Genomic DNA, 20297 nt, shown 5'->3' with positions numbered 1-20297 from the left:
CGCCCATCGGTATCCAGAGAGGAATCTTCGATCCTATCCATATCGGTCATATTGATCTGACAGGGGCAGAAGCATGGTGCTGAAGCCGCCCATCGATATCCAGAGAGGAATCTTCGATCCTATCCATATCGGTCATATTGATCTGACAGGGGCAGGAGCATGATGCTGAAGCCGCCCATCGGTATCCTCGGAGGAACCTTCGATCCCATTCACATCGGTCACCTGAGACCCGCCATCGAGGCGCGCGACGCCCTGGGTCTGGCCGAGATCAGGCTGATCCCGAACCACATCCCCCCCCATCGCGCCAACCCGCTCTGCTCGAGCGAGCAGCGCCTGGCCATGGTCAGGCTGGCGGCGGCGGAGAACCCGGGCTTCGTGGTGGACGAGCGGGAATTGAAGCGGGACAAACCCTCCTGGACCATAGACACCCTCATCGAGCTGAGGCAGGCGCTGCCCGATACCCCTCTGTGCTTCCTGATGGGCATGGACTCCCTGCTCGGCCTGCCGAGCTGGCATCGCTGGCAGGAGCTGCTCGATTACGCCCACCTGGTGGTGAGCCTGCGCCCGGGCTGGCAGCCGGACTACCCGGCCGACATAGCCGAGCTGCTGGCGCGCCACGGCACCCGCCGGGCCGAAGATCTGCACCGCAAGGTGAGCGGCCACATCTGGCTGGCGGACAACCTGCCCATCGCGCTCTCGGCGACCCGGCTGCGGGATCTGCTGGCCCGGGGCCAGGATACCCGCTACCTGTTGCCAGCCTGTGTCGCGCACTATATTGATCAAGAGGGGCTCTACCGCGCTGTGGCGGACGACCCCCAGGCTTCCCCCGCCCAGCCGGGTGGGAAACCAGGCCACCCATGATATAATCCGCCGCCCCACGCCTGCGCGAGCCGCGGCGGATCCAGAGGAGAAACACTATTGCAAGGCCAAGAACTGCACGCTTTCATCATCGACAAGATCGATGACATGAAGGGCCGCGACATCGTCACCCTGGATGTGCGCGGTCAATCCAGCATCACGGACACCCTGATCATCTGCTCCGGCAACTCCAGCCGCCACGTCTGCGCCATCGCCCACAACCTGGCGAGCGAGGCCCGTCATGCCAAGCTCGACCTGCTCAGCGTCGAAGGGCAGCAGACCGGCGAGTGGGTGCTGGTGGATCTGGGCTCCGTCATCGTGCATGTGATGCAAGACGAGTTTCGCGACTTCTATCAACTGGAAAAACTCTGGGGCAATGCTCCGGTGCAAGCCTGATCCCCCATGAAGATTCAGTTGATTGCCGTGGGCACCAAGATGCCCACCTGGGTCGAGCACGGCTTCCAGGAGTACCGTCGCCGCTTTCCCAAAGACATGCCGTTCGAACTGGTGGAGATAGGCGCCGGAAAACGCGGTAAAAACGCCGATATCCCCCGCATCCTGCAAAAGGAAGGGGAAGCCATGCTGGCGGCCGCCGGTCGCTCGCGCATCGTGACCCTGGATATCCCGGGCAAGCCCTGGACCACGGAGCAGCTGGCTGGCCAGCTGGAGGCCTGGAAGCTGGATGGCCGCGACGTGGCCCTGCTGGTGGGCGGGCCTGAGGGCCTGTCTCCCGAGTGCAAGGCCGCCGCCGAACAGAGCTGGTCCCTCTCGCCCCTCACCCTGCCCCACCCCCTGGTGCGGGTGCTGGTGGCCGAGAGTCTCTACCGGGCCTGGAGCATCACCACCAACCACCCCTATCACAGGGAATAGCGCCTTATGCCTTCGCTCGCCCCGACCCCTGAGGCCTCCCCATGCTGAAACAGCGCATCGAGATGCGCGATCACAGCGCAGAGGGCAACCTCTTCTTTCGTCGCACCCTGGTCGCCTATCTGGGCATGCTTGCCCTGATGCTGGTGCTGCTCGGCAACCTCTACTATCTGCAGGTTGAATCGTTCGACACCTATCAGACCCGATCCAACGACAACCGGATCCGGGTCGTGCCTGTCGCCCCTCCCCGGGGCCTCATCTATGACGCCAACGGGGTGCTGCTGGCGGAAAACCGTCCGGTCTACAGCCTGGAGATCGTGCCGGAAGAGGCGGGGGACATCGACAAGATGGCCGACGGTCTGATCGCCCTGCTGGGCCTGCCGGAGGGGACCAAGGAGAAGTTCCTGGCCGAGGTCAAGCGCCAGCGCCGCTTCAAGCCGGTCTCCCTCTACGAGAAGCTGACCGAGAAACAGGTGGCGCTCTTCTCCGTCGACCAGCACAACTACCCTGGGGCCAGCATTGAGGCCTACCTCAAGCGCTATTACCCGTTTGGCGACACCCTCACCCATGCCCTGGGCTATGTGGCCAAGATCAACACCCGGGACGTGGAGCGCCTGGACAAGGAGGAGAAGCTCGCCAACTATGCCGCCACCAAGGACATCGGCAAGCAGGGGGTGGAGAAGTTCTACGAGGATGAGCTGCACGGCGTGGCCGGCTACCAGGAGGTCGAGGTCAACAACCGTGGCCGGGTGGTGCGCACCCTCAAGTTCCAGCCGCCCCAGCCCGGCAAGGACATCTACCTCAACATCGACATCCGCCTGCAACTGAAGGCGCAGCAGCTGCTGGACGGTCGCCGGGGCGCCATCGTCATGATGGATCCCAAGACGGGCGCCATCCTGGCCATGGAGTCGAGCCCGAGCTACGACCCCAACCTGTTCGTGACCGGCATCTCCACCGCCAACTATTCCGGCCTGCTCAACGATCCGGCCCGCCCGCTGGTGAACCGCACCACCCAGGGCATCTACGCCCCCGCCTCCACCGTCAAGCCCCTGCTCTCCGTGATGGGGCTCAACGAGGGGGCCATCACCCCCCAGTACCGCTACTTCGGCGGGCCCAGCTTCTCGATCCCGGGCACCACCAAGAAGTTCCGGGACTGGCGGCGCTGGGGCCATGGCTGGCTCGATGTCTATCGCGCCATCGAAGTGTCGGCGGATACCTATTTCTACGATCTCGCCTACCGGGTCGGCATCGACAAGATCCACGAATACATGACCCAGTTCGGCTTTGGCCGCTACAGCGGGGTCGACTTGTATGAAGAGACCAAGGGGGTCATGCCCTCCCGGGACTGGAAGATGGCCCGCTGGCGCCAACCCTGGTACCAGGGGGACACCATCTCGGTCGGCATCGGCCAGGGCTACTGGAGCTCCACCCCGATCCAGCTCGCCAAGGCCATCAGCATTCTCACCCAGAATGGCCATGACGTGACGCCCCACCTGCTCAAGAGCACCGTCTCCCTCGACGGCACCGTGCCTGCGCCCATCAACCCGAACGTGGCGCTCAAGGTCAAGCACGACAGCTACTGGCAGGTGGGACGGGATGGCATGTGGCGCGTCATCAACGGCCACGAGGGCACGGGGCGGCGCGCCTTCGCCAACACCCCCTATGTGGCGGCGGGCAAGTCGGGCACGGCCCAGGTGGTCGGTCTCAAGGAGAATCAGGTCTACAACGCGGCCACCACCAAGGTGGAGCACAGGGACAACGCCCTGTTCGTCGCCTTCGCGCCGTTCGACGCCCCCAAGGCCGTGGTGGCCCTGGTGCTGGAGAACGCAGGTGGCGGCAGCGCCATGGCCGCCCCCGTCGCCCGCCATATGCTGGATGCCTATCTGCTGCCGCCGGAGCCCCAGCTGCCCCCGGCTCCCGTCACCCCGACAGAGGTAACCCACCATGAGTAACTCTGCCCGCCAGCAAAGCATCTGGTACCGGCTGCACATCGACCTGCCCCTGCTCATCGGTCTGCTCTGCCTGATGGCCCTCTCCATGGTGGTGCTCTACTCCGCCTCGGGCCAGGATCTGGAATCCATCGTGCGCCAGCTGGTGCGCGGCGGCCTAGCCTTCGTGCTGATGCTGGCTCTGGCCCAGCTGCCCCCGACCCTCTATGCCCGCTGGGCCATTCCCGTGTTCGTGGTGGTGGTCTTGATGCTGATCGCGGTGGACGTGTTCGGCCACATCGGCAAGGGGGCGCAACGTTGGTTAGACCTAGGCTTTATGAAGTTCCAGCCCTCCGAGGTGATGAAGGTCTCCATGCCCATCATGGTGGCCACCTGGCTCAGCCGGCACTCCCTGCCCCCCAAGCTCAGCCATGTGGTGATCGCCCTCGTCATGGTGCTGCTGCCCACCCTGCTGATCGCGGCCCAGCCCGATCTCGGCACCTCCATCCTGGTGGCGGCCTCCGGCTTCTTCGTCATCTTCCTGGCGGGGATCAGCTGGTGGCTGATCGGCCTGGCGGTGATGCTGCTCGCCGCCTTCCTGCCCCTGCTCTGGTTCTTCCTGATGCACGACTATCAGCGCCAGCGGGTGCTGATGCTGATCGATCCGGAGAAGGATCCGCTCGGCCGTGGCTACCACATCATCCAGTCCAAGATAGCGATCGGCTCAGGCGGCGTGTTCGGCAAGGGCTGGCTGCAGGGGACCCAGTCCCAGCTGGAGTTTTTGCCAGAGCGCCACACCGACTTCATCTTCGCCGTGTTCAGCGAGGAGTTCGGCCTGGTGGGTGTGGCCCTGCTGCTCGCCCTCTACCTCTACATCATCAGCCGCTGCCTCTACATCTCGATGCAGGCCCAGAGCAGCTTCGAGCGCCTGCTCGGCGGCGCCCTGACCCTCACCTTCTTCGTCTATGTGTTCGTCAACATGGGCATGGTGAGCGGCATACTCCCGGTGGTGGGGGTACCCCTGCCCCTGGTGAGCTACGGCGGCACCTCCATGGTGACCCTGATGGCGGGCTTTGGCATCCTGATGTCCATTCAGACCCACAGAAGGCTGCTGGCCTGATGAGGTGGATATATTCTGCCGGTGGTGGGAGGCCCCTGCCCCTGGTGAGCTACGACGGCACCTCCATGGTGACCCTGATGGCGGGCTTTGGCATCCTGATGTCCATTCAGACCCACAGAAGGCTACTGGCCTGATGATGCGCCTCGCTCCCGCCCTGCTGCTGGCGGTTTGGCTGCCGGTCGCAGGGGCCGCCACCGGGCCCGATGAGCAGGCCCTGGCCCATCTCGCCGAGCGCCACGGCGTGCCCCTGGCCGAGCTGGAGGCTGCCGTCCGGGCGGCCCGGCTCAATCCCGAGGTGCTGGCCCTGATGCGCCGCCCCTGGGAGGCCAAGCCCTGGCACCAGTACCGGCCCCTGTTCGTCACGGCGCAACGCATTGAGGCCGGGGTGCGCTTCTGGCAGGAAAACAGCGCACTGCTGACCCGGGCGGAGCAGACCTATCGGGTGCCCGCCGCCCTCATCACCGCCATCCTGGGGGTGGAGACCGCCTACGGCAAGCAGATGGGACGCCACGACGTGCTCGGCAGCCTCTACACCCTGGGCTTTCACTACCCGGAGCGCAGCGATTTCTTTGCCAAGGAGTTTGCCCAGCTGGTGCTGCTCGCCAAGGAGGAGCAGCTGCCCCTTACCGGGCTCAAGGGCTCCTACGCCGGCGCCATGGGCATGGGCCAGTTCATGCCCTCCAGCTATCGCCACTACGCCGTGGATTTCGACGGCGACGGCAGGCGAGACTTGTTTGCCAGCCGGGCCGACGCCATCGGCAGCGTGGCCAACTACTTCGCCGAGCATGGCTGGCGCTGGCACGAACCCGTGGTCGAGCCGGCCGAGGCCACGGCGCCGGTGGCCGAGGCCCTGATTGGCCAGGCCCCCGAACCCGGCCTTCGCTGGCAGACCCTGTCCGAGGCCGGGCTGCGTCTGGCCAACCCCCCCGCGGACCATACCCTGGTGCGGCTGCTGGCCCTCGAGGAGGTCGACGGCCCCCGCTACTGGGTCGCCCGCCACAACTTTTACGTGATCAATCGCTACAACCGCAGCCCCTTGTACGGCATGGCGGTATACCAACTCAGTCAAGCCATCCAGGATGCCTATGCAGCACAACAGACTCCTCCCCCTCAGCCTGGCCTTGTTGCTGGCCGCCTGTAGCAGCCAGCCGGATACCCCGGCGCCCGCTCCTCTCCCCGTACCGGTGGAAGTGGAGAAGGCCCCCGTCATCGAGTTTCCCCAGGCCACGGGGGCCATTCCCCGTCCCGAACCCCTGAGCGCGAGCGGCAACCGGGACTACTGGATTGGCAAGCAGAAGTACCAGGTGTGGCGCGACATCAGGCACTACAGCGAGGAAGGCAGCGCCAGCTGGCTCGACAAGGGGCTCGATGGCAACAAGACCGCCAACGGCGACACCATGGACAGCACCCTGTTCACGGGCGCCCATCGCAACCTGCCGCTGCCGAGCTATGTGCGGGTCACCAACCTCGACAACGGCCGTGAGACCATAGTGCGGGTCAACGATAGGGGGCCCTTCACCCCATCCCGGCTCATCGATCTCTCCCATGCCGCGGCCCATCAGCTTGGCATGGTCGAGCAGGGAGAGGCGCGGGTCAGGCTGGATCTCATCACCGACACCCCGGATCAGCAGATTGAACGGGTGACGGATATCCCCATGACGGACACCCGCCCCGGCCAGGAGACAGCCCCTGCCGCCCCCGCCAAGGCGGCCCCCCTGGCCGCGGCCACAGTCGCCGCCGCTCCCGCCACCCGGGCCGAGACGCCCCCGGCACCGGCAGCCTCCTCCCAGGCTGGCGGCGGCAAACGGATGCAGGTGCTCGCCAGCGGATCCAGGGAGCGGGCCCAGGCCCTGGCCGCGCAGCTCGGCAGCCAGTACGGCGTGCCCCATCAGATCCAGGCCGTCGGTCAGATCTACCGGGTGCTGCTCGGCCCCATCCCGGCGGCAAAGCAGGGGGCGCTGCTGCAACAGGTGCGCAGTGAAGGTTTCGAGCAAGCCTTCTTCCTCCCCTGAGCCCCTGCTTTTCACCACGGCCGGTGGCGCGCCTGATTACGACGCGCCACCTGTCGGTGAGTGTTAAAAAATACCCATCGATCGCCATGCCGGGCTATGACCAGAGCCCGCTTCTGGTATAGTGAGCCCCGCATTTTCATTTACCAGGGGTCACCCCCAACCAGGCTCGCAGGAATTTTCACGATGTCCAAATTTGCCCATTCAGTCATCCTCGCCGCCCTGATCAGCGCGACCGCCCAGGCCAATACTCCGACGCCGGATCCGCTGCCCACCCCCAACAGCATGCCGGTCGTCGTCCCCGCCGCGCCGACCATCTCGGCCAAGGCCCATATTCTGATCGACTACGCCAGCGGCCAGGTGCTGGCCGAGGAGAACGCCGAGGAGCGGCTGCCCCCCGCCAGTCTGACCAAGATGATGACCTCCTACATCATCGGCCAGGAGCTGGCCAAGGGGAACATCAAGCGCACCGACATGGTGACCATCAGCCAGAACGCCTGGTCCAAGAACTACTCCGATTCCTCCAAGATGTTCATCGAGGTGGGCAAGCAGGTCTCGGTCGATGATCTCAACAAGGGCATCATCATCCAGTCCGGCAACGACGCCTGCGTCGCCATGGCCGAATTCCTGGCGGGCAGCACCGACTCCTTCGCCAGTCTGATGAACACCTGGGCCGCCAAGCTGGGCATGAATGACAGCCACTTCATGAACCCCCATGGCCTGGATGCCGAGGGTCACTATAGTACCGCCCACGACATGGCGCGCCTGGGCCAGGCCCTGATCCGCGACCTGCCGGAGGAGTACAAGATCTACGCCCAGAAGTCCTTCGTCTTCAACGGCATCACCCAGCACAACCGCAACCGCCTGCTGTGGGATCAATCCCTGCAAGTGGATGGCATCAAGACCGGCCACGTCAGCCAGGTCGGCTACAACCTGGTCTCCTCCGCCACCAACAACGAAGGCATGCGTCTGATCGCCGTGGTGTTCGGTGCCAACAGCGAGGCTTCCCGCGCCGCCGAGAGCAAGAAGCTGCTCACCTACGGCTTCCGCTTCTTCCAGAGCGCCACCCCCTACAAGGCGGGCACCGAACTGGTGAGCCAGAAGATCTGGATGGGTGACAAGCCCGAGGTGAAACTCGGGGTGGATCAGGATGTCTCCGTGCTGGTGACCCGTGGCCAGGCCAGCAACCTCAAGGCGGACTTCCAGCTCGACAGCGAGCTGAAGGCACCGCTGGCCAAGGGGCAGCGTGTCGGCACCGTCTTCCTCAAGCAGGGGGACAAGGAGATCAAACAGGTTCCCCTGGTTGCCCTGGAAGAGGTGCAAGAGGGTGGCCTGATGAGCCGTCTGTGGGACTATGTGGTGCTGCTGGTCACCAGCTGGTTCAAGTGATCTCAGGGTAAAATCTTGTCAAGCAACGGCGCCATCGGGCGCCGTTGCCGTCTTGATGGAGCCTGGCAGCGAATAACCCTGCAATCTGCAGGTTCCGCCGACCCGGGATTTGTGGTAAAAAGCAGCACTTCCACGTCTTGTCGCACGATACCGGGTCTTGATCCCGGTGTGGGCCATGCCCATATAGACTTGTACTGGCGGCCCTTTGGGCCAATGGCAACGAGCCACATGAGAGAGTCATCCCCGATGACGAAAAGGTGAGTCAATGAATACCAAGTTTGATGAACTGCTGGAGTTCCCCTGCAAGTTCCCCTTCAAGGTACTGGGTGTGGCCGATCCCGCCCTGCCGGATCTGGTGGTCGAGGTGTTGCAGCAGCACGCCCCCGGCACCTACAGCCCCACGGTACAACCCAGCTCAAAGGGCAACTACCACTCGGTACGAGTGACGGTCACCGCCCAGAGCAAGGAACATATCGAAACCATGTATACCGCCCTCGGCAATATATCCCTGGTTCGCTACGTTCTGTGATCACACCCGCGTCGCCCCGTCCAAGGGGCGACGGCCTGTTTGTCCGCCCAGCCCATGAGGAAACCATGTCCACCCCAGCACAACGCCATCTGCTGACAAGAGACCTGGGTCGCCGCCCCTATCAGGCGGTGTGGGACGCCATGAAGGCGTTTACCGACGCCCGCGACGAGGAGACCCCGGACGAGTTCTGGCTGGTGGAGCACGATCCCGTCTACACCCAGGGCCAGGCGGGCAAGGCCGAGCACCTGCTCGCCCCCGGCGACATCCCTGTGGTGCAAAGCGATCGCGGCGGTCAGGTGACCTATCACGGCCCCGGCCAGCTGGTGCTCTATGTGCTGGTGGACGTGCGCCGCAGCAAGCTGTCGGTGCGCGAGCTGGTCACCTGCCTGGAAACCGCCATCATCCAGGTGCTCGCCAGGAGCGACATCCAGGCCTATGCCAAGGCGGACGCCCCCGGCGTCTACGTGCGAAACGCGCTCGGCATCGAAGCCAAGATCGCCTCCCTGGGCCTGCGCATTCGCCGTGGCTGCTCCTTCCATGGGCTGGCCCTCAACGTCAACATGGACATGAGCCCCTTCCTGCGCATCAATCCCTGCGGCTATGCGGGCATGGCCATGACCCAGACCAGTGCCCTGGGGGGCCCCTTGAGCGTCCCCGAGGCGGCCCGGCCCCTGATGGCCGAGCTGGCCAGCCTCATCGGTTACCAGACCATCACCCATATCGAGCAAGCCGCCATGCCATGGCGCGATGCGAATCTCAAGATGCCCTCTGCGGACATCAATCAGACAGTAACAAACACCGAGAGTGAATCATGAGCAAACCCGTTCGTATGGAGCCGGGCGTCAAGCTGCGCGATGGCGACAAGATGGCCCTGATCCCGGTGAAATTCATGCCGGATCCCACCGAAGAAGTGCTGCGTAAACCGGACTGGATGCGGATCAAACTGCCCCCCTCGAGCCAGAAGATCGAGCACATCAAGAGCACGCTGCGCAAGAACAAGCTGCACTCTGTGTGTGAGGAGGCCTCCTGCCCCAACCTGGCGGAGTGCTTCAACCACGGCACCGCCACCTTCATGATCATGGGCGCCATCTGCACCCGCCGCTGCCCCTTCTGCGACGTGGCCCACGGCCGCCCGCTGGCGCTGGATCCGGAAGAGTCGAAGAAGCTGGCCCTCACCATCAAGGAGATGGGGCTGAAATACGTGGTCATCACCTCGGTGGACCGCGACGATCTGCGGGACGGCGGTGCCCAGCACTTCGCCGACTGCATCAAGCAGATCCGCGAGCACAGCCCCCAGACCCGCATCGAGATCCTGACCCCGGACTTCCGCGGCCGCATGGAGCAGGCGCTGGAGGTGTTCCGCGAGACGCCGCCGGACGTGTTCAACCACAACCTGGAAACCGCCCCGCGCATGTACCGGGTCGCCCGCCCGGGTGCCGACTACAAGTGGTCCCTGGAACTGCTGCGCCGCATCAAGGAGATGCACCCCCATGTGCCGACCAAGTCCGGCGTCATGATGGGTCTGGGCGAGACCAACGAAGAGATAGTGCAGGTGCTCAAGGACTTGCGCGAGCACGGCGTCAACATGCTGACCCTGGGCCAGTACCTGCAGCCGAGCCGCCACCACCTGCCGGTGAAGCGCTATGTGCCGCCCGCAGAGTTCGACGAGCTGAAAGATGTCGCCATGGAGCTGGGCTTCTCCCATGCCGCCTGCGGCCCCTTCGTGCGCTCCTCCTATCACGCGGATCTGCAGGCCAAGGGCGAAGAGGTCAAATAACCCCTTCCCCCCTGCACTGAAAAAAAGAGCGCCAAAAGGCGCTCTTTTTTATGACCGTCCATCACGATCTCAATGGGGGCCCCGCCACTGCTGATGCAGCGCAAGCAAGGCCCGCACCTCCGCCAGGCGGCGCCGGGTCAGGGCAATGAATCGCCAGCGCCTGACGCGGCACAGGGCGCCTCATCAACGCCCGAAGACAACGGCAAGGCCCCGTTCGAGCATTCCTGTTCCTGCGGGCAGAGGCTATCATGCGCACTCCCCGCCCGATTCAGGAGTGTCACATGTCCCCAATCAAGGCCTTTATCATCCATGGCTACACCGCCTCGCCCCAGGCCAACTGGTTTCCCTGGCTCGCCGCCCGGCTCGAGGAGCAGGGTATCCAGACCCGGGTGCTCGCCATGCCGGATCCCCATACTCCAGATCCTGCCGCCTGGGATGCCCACCTGGCGGCCAGCATAGGCGAGGCGGATGGCCACACCCTGCTGGTTGGCCATAGCCTGGGCTGCATCTCGGCCCTGCGCTACCTGCATCAGCATCCCCCCCTGAACAATCTGGGTGGTCTGCTGCTGGTCTCCGGCTTCGACGAGCCCCTCGATACCCTGCCCGAGCTCACTCCCTTCGTCGCCCAGCCCCTGCCCCTCGCCCATATCAGGGCCAGGCTGCCGCGCTGCGCCCTGATCGCCTCCACCGATGACGCCATCGTCCCCCCGCCCAGCTCCCATGCCCTGGCCCAGCGGTTGCAGGCCCCCCTGCACCCGATCGCACAGGGGGGCCATTTTCTCGATCGGGAGGGATTCACCGAGCTGCCCCTCGCCTATGAACTGCTGATGCAGATGGCCGGCGCCATCAGGGCGGCGGCGACGATCCCGCAGGCAAGCTGACCCGCGAGGCCGCCGGCGAGGGGCCAGGTCAGATGTCCATGGGGATGACGCTATCGCCATGCCTGCAAACAAACACGGCCACCCTGGGGTGGCCGTCATCGGCAGCAAGAGAGACTCACGAGCGTCAGAGGCCGGCCGCCTCCAGATGCTCCACCAGCAGCTGCACGCTGCGGTTGCCGCGCCATTCGTTGACATCGAGCCGGTAGACCAGCCGCACCCGTTTGACCGAGGCATCGGGCCAGCGCTTGAGATCGACGCCGAAGGCGATGGCATCCACCGCGTGGCCGGAATCAGTGGTCAGCATCATCTTGAGGTTCTTCTCCCCCACCAGCCGCTGCTGTACCAACACGAATTCGCCGTCAAACAGCGGCTCGGGGAAGGCCTGGCCCCAGGGGCCGGAGGCGCGGATAAGCTCCGCCAGCTCCAGGCTGAGCTCGTCCGGCAGCAGTTCGCCATCGGTGAGCAGCACCCCGGTCAGCAGCTCCGGGGTCACCAGCTCGGCGATGACCGCTTCGAACGCCCGGCCGAAGGCCTCGATATTGGCCTTGGGCAGGGTCAGCCCCGCCGCCATGGCGTGGCCGCCAAACTTGCCCATCAGCCCCGGATGGCGGGTGTCGAGCAGCTCCAGCGCATCGCGCAGGTGCACCCCGGGGATGGAGCGGCCCGAGCCCTTGAGCTCGGTCTCGCTGCTCTCGGCAAACGCGATGACGGGGCGGTAGTACTTCTCCTTCACCTTGGAGGCCACCAGCCCCACCACCCCCTGATGCCACTCGTCTCTGTGCAGTACTATGCCGGAGGGCACCTCGCCATCGCGAAACCGGATCTGCTCCAGGGTGGCGAGGGCCTCCTGCTGCATCCCCTGCTCTATCTCCTTGCGCTCCTGGTTGAGGCTGTCCATCTCGGACGCGAGCTGGCGCGCCAGGTTGATGTCGTCGCACAGCAGACAGGCAACCCCGAGAGACATGTCATCGAGCCGGCCCACCGCGTTGAGGCGCGGCCCCAGGGCGAAGCCGAGATCGGCGGCGCACAGGCGGCGACCATCCCGGCCGGAGACATCCACCAGTGCCTGGATACCGGGGCGACAGCGTCCGGCCCGGATCCGCTGCAAACCCTGATGAACCAGGATGCGGTTGTTGCCATCCAGCGCCACCACGTCGGCCACGGTGCCGAGGGCCACCAGATCCAGGTAATCCGCCACGTTGGGGGCGCGCAGCCCCTGGCGCTCATACCAGCCGCTCTGGCGCAGATGGGTGTTGAGGGCCGCCATCAGATAGAAGGCCACCCCCACCCCGGCCAGGGACTTGGAGGGGAAATCGCAGCCATGCTGGTTGGGGTTCACGATGGCATCGGCGTCAGGCAGCTCCTGGCCTGGCAGGTGGTGATCGGTAACCAGTACCTGCATGCCGGCCGCCTTGGCCGCCGCCACCCCGGCGATGCTGGAGATGCCGTTGTCCACGGTGATGAGGAACTCGGCGCCGCGCGCCACCGCCAGCTCGACGATTTCGGGGGTGAGGCCGTAGCCAAACTCGAAGCGGTTGGGCACCAGAAAATCGATGTGATGGCCCCCCATGGCGCGCAGGGCCAGCACGCACAGGGCCGAGCTGGTGGCGCCGTCGCAGTCGAAGTCGCCGACGATGAGGATGCGCTGCTGCGCCGTCAGGGCATCCGCCAGCAGGGGCACCGCCTGCTCCATGCCAAACAGACGCTGGGGCGGCAGCAGCGAGCTGGCGCTGCGCTCGAGCAGAGCGGGATCCTCCACGCCACGACTGGCGAAGATCTGGCGAAGCAGGGGGTGCAGGGTATCGGGCAGATGGGAATCATCCACCCGGGGGCGACGACGGATTTGCAAAGACATGGCGATATCCAGTGGGTTCAAACGGGGGCAGAGGCCGAAACAGGCTGCAAGGATCGCACTCCTCTTCCCCTTAGGCAAATGCCGGCGCTGAGAAAACGTCCGCCCCTGCGCGAGCTGGCCAGGGCCTCTTATTGCCAATCCCGTTAATAACCGGGAGATAACAGAAATTTAGCCCACTCAGGTTGCCAATTGGACTCTGCCACCGCAAGCTATCAGGGGTGGCCAGGGGGCTGGGATTATCCCGCCCCAGGGCCTAGCGTCATGACCCCCTTATTTTGCTCAACTTTACCCATTTTGGAGGGAATTCAATGAGCCTTATCCAGGAATTCAAGGCCTTTGCTGCCCGTGGCAACGTGATCGACATGGCCGTCGGTATCATCATAGGTGCCGCCTTTGGCAAGATAGTCTCCTCGTTCGTCGGCGACATCATCATGCCCCCCATCGGCATCATCCTCGGCGGGGTAGACTTCAGCGATCTGGCCGTGGTGCTCCAGGCGGCGGAGGGGGACACCCCGGCCGTGGTCATCGCCTATGGTAAGTTCATCCAGACCATCATCGACTTCCTGATCATCGCCTTCGCCATCTTCATGGGGCTCAAAGCCATCAATACCCTGAAGAAGAAGCAGGAAGAGGAAGCGGCCGCCCCGGCCGGGCCGACCAAGGATCAGGAGCTGCTGAGCGAGATCCGCGACTTGCTGAAATCCCAGCAGGGCAAGTAACCCCCTCTGCGGGTGCATTCTTGAAAAAACCGCGTGAACGCGGTTTTTTTTTGCCCGAAGCAGGGTGACTCAGGCACGGGGGTGGTGCTCGCCATGGAGCGCCTTGAGCCGCTCGTTGGCCACATGGGTGTAGATCTGGGTGGTGGAGAGATCCGCATGACCCAGCAGCATCTGCACAACCCGCAGGTCGGCACCATGGTTAAGCAGGTGGGTGGCAAAGGCGTGGCGCAGGGTATGGGGGGAGAGCTCCCCCTGGATGCCGGCCCGCAGGGCATAGAGCTTGATGCGATGCCAGAAGGTCTGGCGCGTCATCATCTGGGCCCGCTTGGAGGGGAAGACCACGTCCGAGCTCACTCCCCCCAACAAGAGGGGACGCCCCTGCCGGTAGTAACGCTCCAGCCAGTAAACCGCCTCCTCCCCCATGGGGACCAGCCGCTCCTTGTTGCCCTTGCCCAGCACCCGCACCAACCCCTGGCGCAGGCTGACATGCTCGGCGGTGAGCCCCACCAGCTCGGAGACCCGCAGCCCGGTGGCGTAGAGCAATTCGAGCATGGCCTTGTCCCTCAGCTCCAGGGGATCCTCCACGTTCGGCTCGTCGAGCAGGGTGCCCACCTGCCCCTCGCTCAAGTCGGAGGGGAGCTTCTTGGGCAGCTTGGGCCCCTCCAGCAGCACTGTGGGATCGTCCCCCCGCAACTTCTCCCGGTTGAGGTACTGGTAGAAGCGGCGCAGGGCGGAGAGGAAGCGGGCCGTGCTGCTGGCGGCAAAGCCCTGATCCACCCGCCAGGCGAGGTAGTGCTGGATGTCATCCATTCCCGCCAGCAACAGGGCGCCGCCCTGGCCGTCGAGCCAGAGGGCGAACTTGCCCAGATCGACCCGGTAGGAGGCGATGGTGTTGTCTGACAGACCCCGCTCCAGCCAGAGGGCATCGAGGAACTGCTCGATCAAGGGATGAGGCGGCGTGGCGGACGAGACGGCTTTGCGGGTCATGGCGCGAGTCGGGTTGGCGAACGGGCCTCCATTCTAACGCCAAGGCGGGGCGAGGCGGCAAGTACCACGCCGGCCTGAAGCAGAATGAGCAGGCTGGGAAGGGGGCGCCACTCTCTGGTAAACTCGCCCCTTTACTTGAGCTGGCGGGAAGAGCGATGAAGATTGGTCTGTTTTACGGTTCCACCACCTGTTACACCGAGATGGCCGCCGAGAAGATCCGCACCCTGCTGGGCCCGGAGCTGGTCGACATTCACAACATCAAGGATGTCCCCCTGGCGCGTATGACGGAGTACGAGATCCTGATCCTCGGCATCTCCACCTGGGATTTTGGCGAGCTGCAGGAGGATTGGGAATCCCGCTGGGAAGACATCGCCGATATCGACCTGGAGGGGCGCATCATCGCCCTGTTCGGCATGGGGGATCAGCTGGGCTATGGCGAGTGGTATCAGGATGCCCTCGGCCTGTTGCACGATCAGCTGGTACCCAAGGGGGTCAAGCTGGTGGGCTACTGGCCCAATGAGGGCTACGAATTCGAAGCCTCCAAGGCACTGATCGACGATGGCCGCCACTTCGTCGGCCTGGCCCTCGATGACGCCAACCAGTACGAGCAGACCGACGAGCGGCTCGAACAATGGGTCGAACAGATCCTCGGCGAGATCCAGGCACTGCTCTGACAAGTCGACCAACGCAGTGGGCCCGGCAGCCCCTCGGCGAGATCACACCAGGCACGGCTCTGACAGAGCGGCCCGCGCAGTGGGCCCGGCAGCCCCTCGACGAGAGCCCGGCGCGGCGCCAAGCCTCCCCTCCCTGCGTATTTTCTATTGTCGTCATCGGGTTAGGCCTAGCGACTTTTGCACCCTGGTCTGTAACAATGTTAACCAGCGCCCAACATAACCCTAAAAATCAGGGCGCCGGAAGCAAACAGGAATAGACCAGAAAAGGACATTCTATGAACCAGATCTCCCTCCTGGCCCCCAGCATTGCCCGCGACGTGCTCGATCATGCGCTGCGACTCGGGGCCGACTTTGCCGAGCTGTTTGTGGAGCGCAAGCGCCGCAGCCAGCTCGGCCTGCTCTCCAGCCAGATAGAAAACATCAGCGGAGGCCTCGATTTCGGCATAGGCGTGCGCCTGTGCTACGGCCACAAGGTGCTCTACGGCTACACCAACCTGGCCGACCGCGACGAGCTCTTGCGCATCGTCACCCTGCTGGCGGCCAAGGACAGGCGTGATCCCGTGGTCACCGCCACCGCCTTCGATTTCACCCGCTTCACCGATCGCAACCCGGTCACCCTGCCCCTCTCGGCCGACAAGCTGCTGGAGCAGAAGATCGCCTACCTGCACGCCATGGACGCCGCGGCCCGCGCCGAGAGCGATCGGGTGAGCCAGTTCTCCGGCAATGTGCTGGGCTGGGAGCAGGAGGTGGAGATCTTCAACAGCGAAGGGCTCCAGGTGAGCGATCGCCGCCACTACAACCGCATCATGGCCCAGACCATCACCGCCCTTGGCAGCGAGCAGACCATGGGCTACGAGGCCCCAGGCGCCCTGATGGGCTGGGAACACGCCGAGCGCATAGACCCGCGGGAGCTGGCCCTCACCGCCACCCGCCAGGCCCTGGTCAAACTGGGGGCCGCCCCCTGCCCGAGCGGCACCCTGCCGGTCATCATGGAGAGCGGCTTTGGCGGCGTCATCTTCCACGAGGCGTGCGGCCACCTGCTGGAGACCACCTCGGTAGCCAAGAAGGCCTCGGTATTCCACGACAAGATGGGCCAGCTTATCGCCAATCCGGCGGTCAGCGCCGTGGATGAAGGCTTGCAGAGCAACGCCTGGGGCTCCATCAACGTCGATGACGAAGGAATGGCGACCCAGCACACCCAGCTCATCAAGGACGGCGTGCTCACCGGCTTCCTGGTGGACAGAATGGGGGCCCTCAAGACCGGCCATGCCCGCACCGGCTCCGGGCGGCGGGAATCCTACAAGTTCGCCCCCACCTCCCGCATGCGCAACACCTATATCGAAGCGGGCCACCACAGCCTGGACGAGATGCTGGCCACCGTCGAGCACGGCATCTACGCCAAGAAGATGGGGGGCGGCTCGGTGCAGCCGGGCACCGGCGAGTTCAACTTCAACGTGCAGGAGGCCTACCTCATCGAGCACGGCAAGATAACCCGGCCCCTCAAGTCGGCGACCCTGATAGGCACTGGCCCCCAGGTGCTCAAGGAGATCTCCATGGTGGGGAGCAATCTGGCCCTGGCCGCCGGCATGTGCGGTTCGGTTTCCGGCTCAGTGCCCACCTCGGTCGGTCAGCCTGCCTTGAAGGTGGACAAGATCCTGGTAGGAGGGAACGCCTGATGAGCACACTCGACATGAATCAACTGCTCACCCGCCTGCTGGAGAAGGTCGCCGATATCAATGCCGAGGCGGACATCATCGCCAACCAGGACAAGGCCTTCTCCCTCAAGGCCGACAAGGGCGAGCTCAGCGAGTACAAGGTCACCAGCAGCCAGCAGATCGGCATTCGCCTGATCAAGGCGGGCCGGGTCGGCATCGCCTATTCCGAGTCCCTCGACGAGGCCGCACTGGACGCCATGGTGCAGGACGCCCTCGATGCCAGCCGCTTCGCCAAGGTGGATGCGGATCAGCGCATCTCGGTGACGGGCAGCCATATCACCACGGCGTGCGCCGAGATACACCAGGCCGACACCACGGCGGTGGAGGAGAAGATCGCCCTGGCCCTGCGCCTCGAGTCGGACATGCTGGCCCTGCCGGGTGTCACCGGCGCCCCCTACAACGGCTTCTTCGAAGGGGAGAGCAGTCTCTGGCTCGCCAACAGCCGGGGCAGCCTCTGCCAGCATGAGGAGTTCAGCGTCGGTTGCCACAGCTCGGCGCTGATCGAGCGGGACGGTCGCCAGTCCATGCACTACCAGGGGCAGTATGGCCGCCGCTTCGACGAGTTGGAGAGCCAGGCCCTCATCCGCCAGATCCATGCCATCACGGATGGGCTGCTGGCAGGGGAAGCGGTACCGAGCGGCCGCTACAGCGTCCTCTTCAGCACAAATTGCCTGGCCAGCCTGTTTGGCTGCTTCCAGGGGGCGCTGTCGGGCAAGTGGGCCCAGCAGGGGATCAACCCCTGGCGCAGCAAGGTGGGGCAGAGCGTGGCGTCCCCCTGGCTCACCCTGGAGAGCCGGGTCCATATGCCGGGGGGGATGAAGATCAAGGCCTTCGACGGCGAAGGGGCCGCCACCTCGGATCTGCTGCTCATCGGCGAGGGGGAGCTGAAAACCCTGCTCCACAACAGCGCCACCGCCCGCCACTTCGGCGTGATGAGCAACGGCGCGGCGGCCCGCAGTGCCCGCAGCGCCCTGGACGTGAGTCCGCGCCATCTGGTGTTCGGGCTCGGCCCCCACAGCGAGAGCGAGGTGCAGGGCGGCGAGTACCTGGAGCTGGTCAAGCTCGACGGCCTGCATTCCGGGGCCGATGCGGTGAGCGGCGACTTCTCGTTTGGCGCCTCCGGCTTCCTGTGCCGGGATGGCGAGCGCGTGGCGCCGGTGCGCGGCATCACGGTGGCGGGCAACTTCTATCGCCTGCTCGGCGAACTGGAGGCGGTCGGCGATGTGCTGCACCACGACGATGGCAAGGGCTTCTACGCCCCCCTCATCCGCTTCGGTGGGCTGAGCATCGCCGGCAAGTAACTGTATACAGAGCGGAAATGGCTGCTCTTCCTCACCCCAAAAGCGGCGCCATCAGGCGCCGCTTTTTCATTGATGGCGCCCCTGTTCGGCCACTCCTAACCTCAAGGTGCCGCCGGTCGCATCGGCCGGATATTGCTGGAGAATACGAAGATGGACAATACCCTGGTCTGGGCCGACATTCCGACACGGGATCTGGATCGCGCCATGGCCTTCTATGCGGCCCTGCTCGACGTAGAGGTCACGCCGGTACAGGAGGAGATACGCTTCGCCATGCTACGTTACGATGGCAGCAACGCGGCGGCCTGCCTCGGCCCCATGGATGAATACCACCAGCCCGGCGGCGCCGGTCCCCTCATCTACCTTTCCCTGGGGGACAGGCTGGAAGAGGCGCAGCGGCTGGTGCCCGGCCTCGGCGGGCGCGTGCTGGCACCGCTGCACAGCATTGGCAGCGGCCATGGCTCCCGGGTCATCATAGAGGATACCGAAGGCAACCGGCTGGCCCTCTATGCCCCTCCCCACCCCTGAGCGACCACCAGAAACCACAACGGCGACCCTGGGGTCGCCGTTGTGGTTATGCGTATCGCGAGGAGACGATCACGCCTCGGGATTGAGACGGGTCGGCATGCCGGAACGCTCTTCCAGCACCTGCTTGACCAGGTTGGAGTCGCTCTCGGCGTTGGCGATGAAGCGGCTGATGGGAGCGGTCAGCTTGAGGGGCACGGGGGTATTGGAGTTGAACTCAGCCTCGCTGCGCGACAGCGGCTCATGGACCTCCAGGTAGCGGCTGCCGTCCGGCTCCACCGTGGCCTTGACCGGCTGGTTGACGAACTGGACGCGAGTACCGACCGGCACGTTGTCAAACAGGTACTTGATGTCGTCGGCGCGCAGGCGCACGCAGCCGCTGCTCACCCGCAGGCCGATGCCGAAGGTGGCATTGGTACCATGAATGGCGTAGAGGTTGCCGATATAGAGGGCGTGCAGCCCCATGGGGTTGTCCGGGCCGGCCGGCCAGACCGCAGGCAGTGTCTTGCCCTGGGCGGCGTAGCGGCGACGGATGTTCTCGGTCGGAGTCCAGGTCGGGTTGGCGCGCTTGCGTTCCACCTTGGTGACCCAGTTTTCCGGGGTATTCACCCCCAGCTGGCCGATGCCGATGGGCAGCACATGCACCACCTTCTTGCCCTTGGGGTAGTAGTAGAGGCGCATCTCGGCCACGTTGACCACTATGCCTTGACGCGGTGCGTCCGGCAGGATCAGCTGGCGAGGGATCACCAGGGTGCTGCCCGGCGTCGGCAGGAAGGGATCCACCCCAGGGTTCGCTTCCATGATGTTGGTCAGCCCCAGCTGGAAATCGGCGGCGATCTGCTCGAGGGCACGATTGTCGGCGGGCACCACGTACTCCTGGTTCTCGCCGATCAGGCGGCTGTTGGCCGCGGGCAGAGCATATTCAACGGCGGCGGCCTGCTGGCTGACCAGCATCAGACTGCACAGCAGGGCCGAGGTGGCGGTGCTAACCGCGGTACTAAAGGCGTTCATACAATTCCTATGAGTGTTCCTGGCAACCAGGTCAGGGTGGTGCCCGTTCATCCCTTGATGAACACGGCGGCACGGCTGGTGCGCATTCTTCCCTGCCGAGGCGCAAATTTCAACGTCCAGACGGGGGATTTCTCACCCATGACGCCGCTTTTACC

General features: G+C 64.7%; 19 protein-coding genes and 2 pseudogenes. 18 read left to right on the top strand and 3 right to left on the bottom strand.

All coding sequences use genetic code 11. The features are described 5' to 3' along the window. Nucleotides 1-162 precede the first annotated feature (162 nt). The 13 genes and pseudogenes from nadD (at nucleotide 163) to ACLHZ1_RS06625 (ending at nucleotide 11358) form a co-directional block, all read left to right on the top strand. Nucleotides 163-861, top strand: coding sequence for a nicotinate-nucleotide adenylyltransferase (gene nadD, locus ACLHZ1_RS06685; protein WP_427261472.1), 699 nt, complete (start codon nucleotides 163-165; stop codon nucleotides 859-861). A gap of 57 nt (nucleotides 862-918) precedes the next feature. Then, nucleotides 919-1254, top strand: coding sequence for a ribosome silencing factor (rsfS, locus tag ACLHZ1_RS06680; protein WP_041992921.1), 336 nt, complete (start codon nucleotides 919-921; stop codon nucleotides 1252-1254). Between the two features lie 6 nt (nucleotides 1255-1260). Beyond that, entirely contained in the window at nucleotides 1261-1728 is a 468-nt protein-coding gene (gene rlmH, locus ACLHZ1_RS06675; protein ID WP_427261452.1) for a 23S rRNA (pseudouridine(1915)-N(3))-methyltransferase RlmH, read from the top strand. 41 nt (nucleotides 1729-1769) lie between these two features. Further along, nucleotides 1770-3677, top strand: a complete 1908-nt coding sequence (mrdA, locus tag ACLHZ1_RS06670; protein ID WP_427261451.1) for a penicillin-binding protein 2 — start codon at nucleotides 1770-1772, stop codon at nucleotides 3675-3677. Continuing rightward, nucleotides 3670-4773 (top strand): rod shape-determining protein RodA, encoded by a 1104-nt coding sequence (gene rodA, locus ACLHZ1_RS06665; protein ID WP_041992913.1) that lies wholly within the window; start codon nucleotides 3670-3672, stop codon nucleotides 4771-4773. Before mrdA ends, rodA begins: the two co-directional genes overlap by 8 nt. Nucleotides 4774-4785: 12 nt before the next feature. Beyond that, a pseudogene (locus ACLHZ1_RS06660) lies at nucleotides 4786-4907 on the top strand (FtsW/RodA/SpoVE family cell cycle protein); the annotation flags it as partial. 2 nt (nucleotides 4908-4909) lie between these two features. Then, entirely contained in the window at nucleotides 4910-5914 is a 1005-nt protein-coding gene (gene mltB, locus ACLHZ1_RS06655; RefSeq protein WP_427261471.1) for a lytic murein transglycosylase B, read from the top strand. Next, a complete protein-coding gene (locus ACLHZ1_RS06650) occupies nucleotides 5853-6785 on the top strand; it encodes a septal ring lytic transglycosylase RlpA family protein (protein ID WP_427261450.1) in 933 nt (310 codons plus the stop codon). Before mltB ends, ACLHZ1_RS06650 begins: the two co-directional genes overlap by 62 nt. A gap of 183 nt (nucleotides 6786-6968) precedes the next feature. Beyond that, on the top strand, nucleotides 6969-8171 hold the full coding sequence (locus tag ACLHZ1_RS06645; protein ID WP_427261449.1) for a serine hydrolase: 1203 nt from the start codon (nucleotides 6969-6971) through the stop codon (nucleotides 8169-8171). Nucleotides 8172-8436: 265 nt separating this feature from the next. Continuing rightward, a complete protein-coding gene (gene ybeD / locus ACLHZ1_RS06640) occupies nucleotides 8437-8700 on the top strand; it encodes a DUF493 family protein YbeD (protein ID WP_427261448.1) in 264 nt (87 codons plus the stop codon). A gap of 65 nt (nucleotides 8701-8765) precedes the next feature. Next, a pseudogene (gene lipB, locus ACLHZ1_RS06635) lies at nucleotides 8766-9425 on the top strand (lipoyl(octanoyl) transferase LipB); the annotation flags it as partial. 86 nt (nucleotides 9426-9511) lie between these two features. After that, on the top strand, nucleotides 9512-10477 hold the full coding sequence (gene lipA, locus ACLHZ1_RS06630; RefSeq protein WP_427261447.1) for a lipoyl synthase: 966 nt from the start codon (nucleotides 9512-9514) through the stop codon (nucleotides 10475-10477). A gap of 281 nt (nucleotides 10478-10758) precedes the next feature. Beyond that, a complete protein-coding gene (locus tag ACLHZ1_RS06625; RefSeq protein ID WP_427261446.1) occupies nucleotides 10759-11358 on the top strand; it encodes an RBBP9/YdeN family alpha/beta hydrolase in 600 nt (199 codons plus the stop codon). Nucleotides 11359-11482: 124 nt separating this feature from the next. Here ACLHZ1_RS06625 and recJ read toward each other — a convergent pair whose 3' ends face one another. After that, the gene (gene recJ, locus ACLHZ1_RS06620; RefSeq protein WP_427261445.1) at nucleotides 11483-13213 is read right to left on the bottom strand and encodes a single-stranded-DNA-specific exonuclease RecJ; all 1731 of its coding nucleotides are present in this window, start codon (nucleotides 13211-13213) and stop codon (nucleotides 11483-11485) included. A gap of 308 nt (nucleotides 13214-13521) precedes the next feature. Between recJ and mscL the strand changes: the two genes are divergently transcribed. Then, a complete protein-coding gene (mscL, locus tag ACLHZ1_RS06615) occupies nucleotides 13522-13932 on the top strand; it encodes a large-conductance mechanosensitive channel protein MscL (protein WP_427261444.1) in 411 nt (136 codons plus the stop codon). A 69-nt stretch (nucleotides 13933-14001) separates the two neighbouring features. Here mscL and xerD read toward each other — a convergent pair whose 3' ends face one another. Continuing rightward, complete coding sequence (gene xerD, locus ACLHZ1_RS06610; RefSeq protein WP_427261443.1) at nucleotides 14002-14919, bottom strand: site-specific tyrosine recombinase XerD; 918 nt, start codon at nucleotides 14917-14919, stop codon at nucleotides 14002-14004. Nucleotides 14920-15074: 155 nt separating this feature from the next. On the opposite strand from xerD, the gene fldB reads away from it, so the two are divergent. The 4 genes from fldB to ACLHZ1_RS06590 all read left to right on the top strand — a co-directional run bounded on the left by fldB (nucleotide 15075) and on the right by ACLHZ1_RS06590 (nucleotide 19134). Further along, a complete protein-coding gene (gene fldB / locus ACLHZ1_RS06605; RefSeq protein ID WP_427261442.1) occupies nucleotides 15075-15593 on the top strand; it encodes a flavodoxin FldB in 519 nt (172 codons plus the stop codon). Nucleotides 15594-15868: 275 nt separating this feature from the next. Beyond that, on the top strand, nucleotides 15869-17269 hold the full coding sequence (locus tag ACLHZ1_RS06600; protein ID WP_427261441.1) for a TldD/PmbA family protein: 1401 nt from the start codon (nucleotides 15869-15871) through the stop codon (nucleotides 17267-17269). After that, nucleotides 17269-18609: a TldD/PmbA family protein gene (locus tag ACLHZ1_RS06595; RefSeq protein ID WP_427261440.1), complete on the top strand. Its 1341-nt coding sequence runs from the start codon at nucleotides 17269-17271 to the stop codon at nucleotides 18607-18609. Before ACLHZ1_RS06600 ends, ACLHZ1_RS06595 begins: the two co-directional genes overlap by 1 nt. A gap of 150 nt (nucleotides 18610-18759) precedes the next feature. After that, the gene (locus tag ACLHZ1_RS06590) at nucleotides 18760-19134 is read left to right on the top strand and encodes a VOC family protein (protein ID WP_427261439.1); all 375 of its coding nucleotides are present in this window, start codon (nucleotides 18760-18762) and stop codon (nucleotides 19132-19134) included. A gap of 69 nt (nucleotides 19135-19203) precedes the next feature. Here the strand turns inward: ACLHZ1_RS06590 and ACLHZ1_RS06585 are convergent, their stop codons facing one another. After that, entirely contained in the window at nucleotides 19204-20142 is a 939-nt protein-coding gene (locus ACLHZ1_RS06585; protein WP_427261438.1) for a L,D-transpeptidase family protein, read from the bottom strand. Between the last annotated feature and the right edge of the window lie 155 nt (nucleotides 20143-20297).

This window comes from Aeromonas sobria (assembly GCF_050266975.1).
GTDB lineage: Bacteria > Pseudomonadota > Gammaproteobacteria > Enterobacterales > Aeromonadaceae > Aeromonas > Aeromonas sobria_B.
Note: the sequence above shows the minus strand (reverse complement) of the source record. Positions and strands in the feature narration are given on the sequence as shown.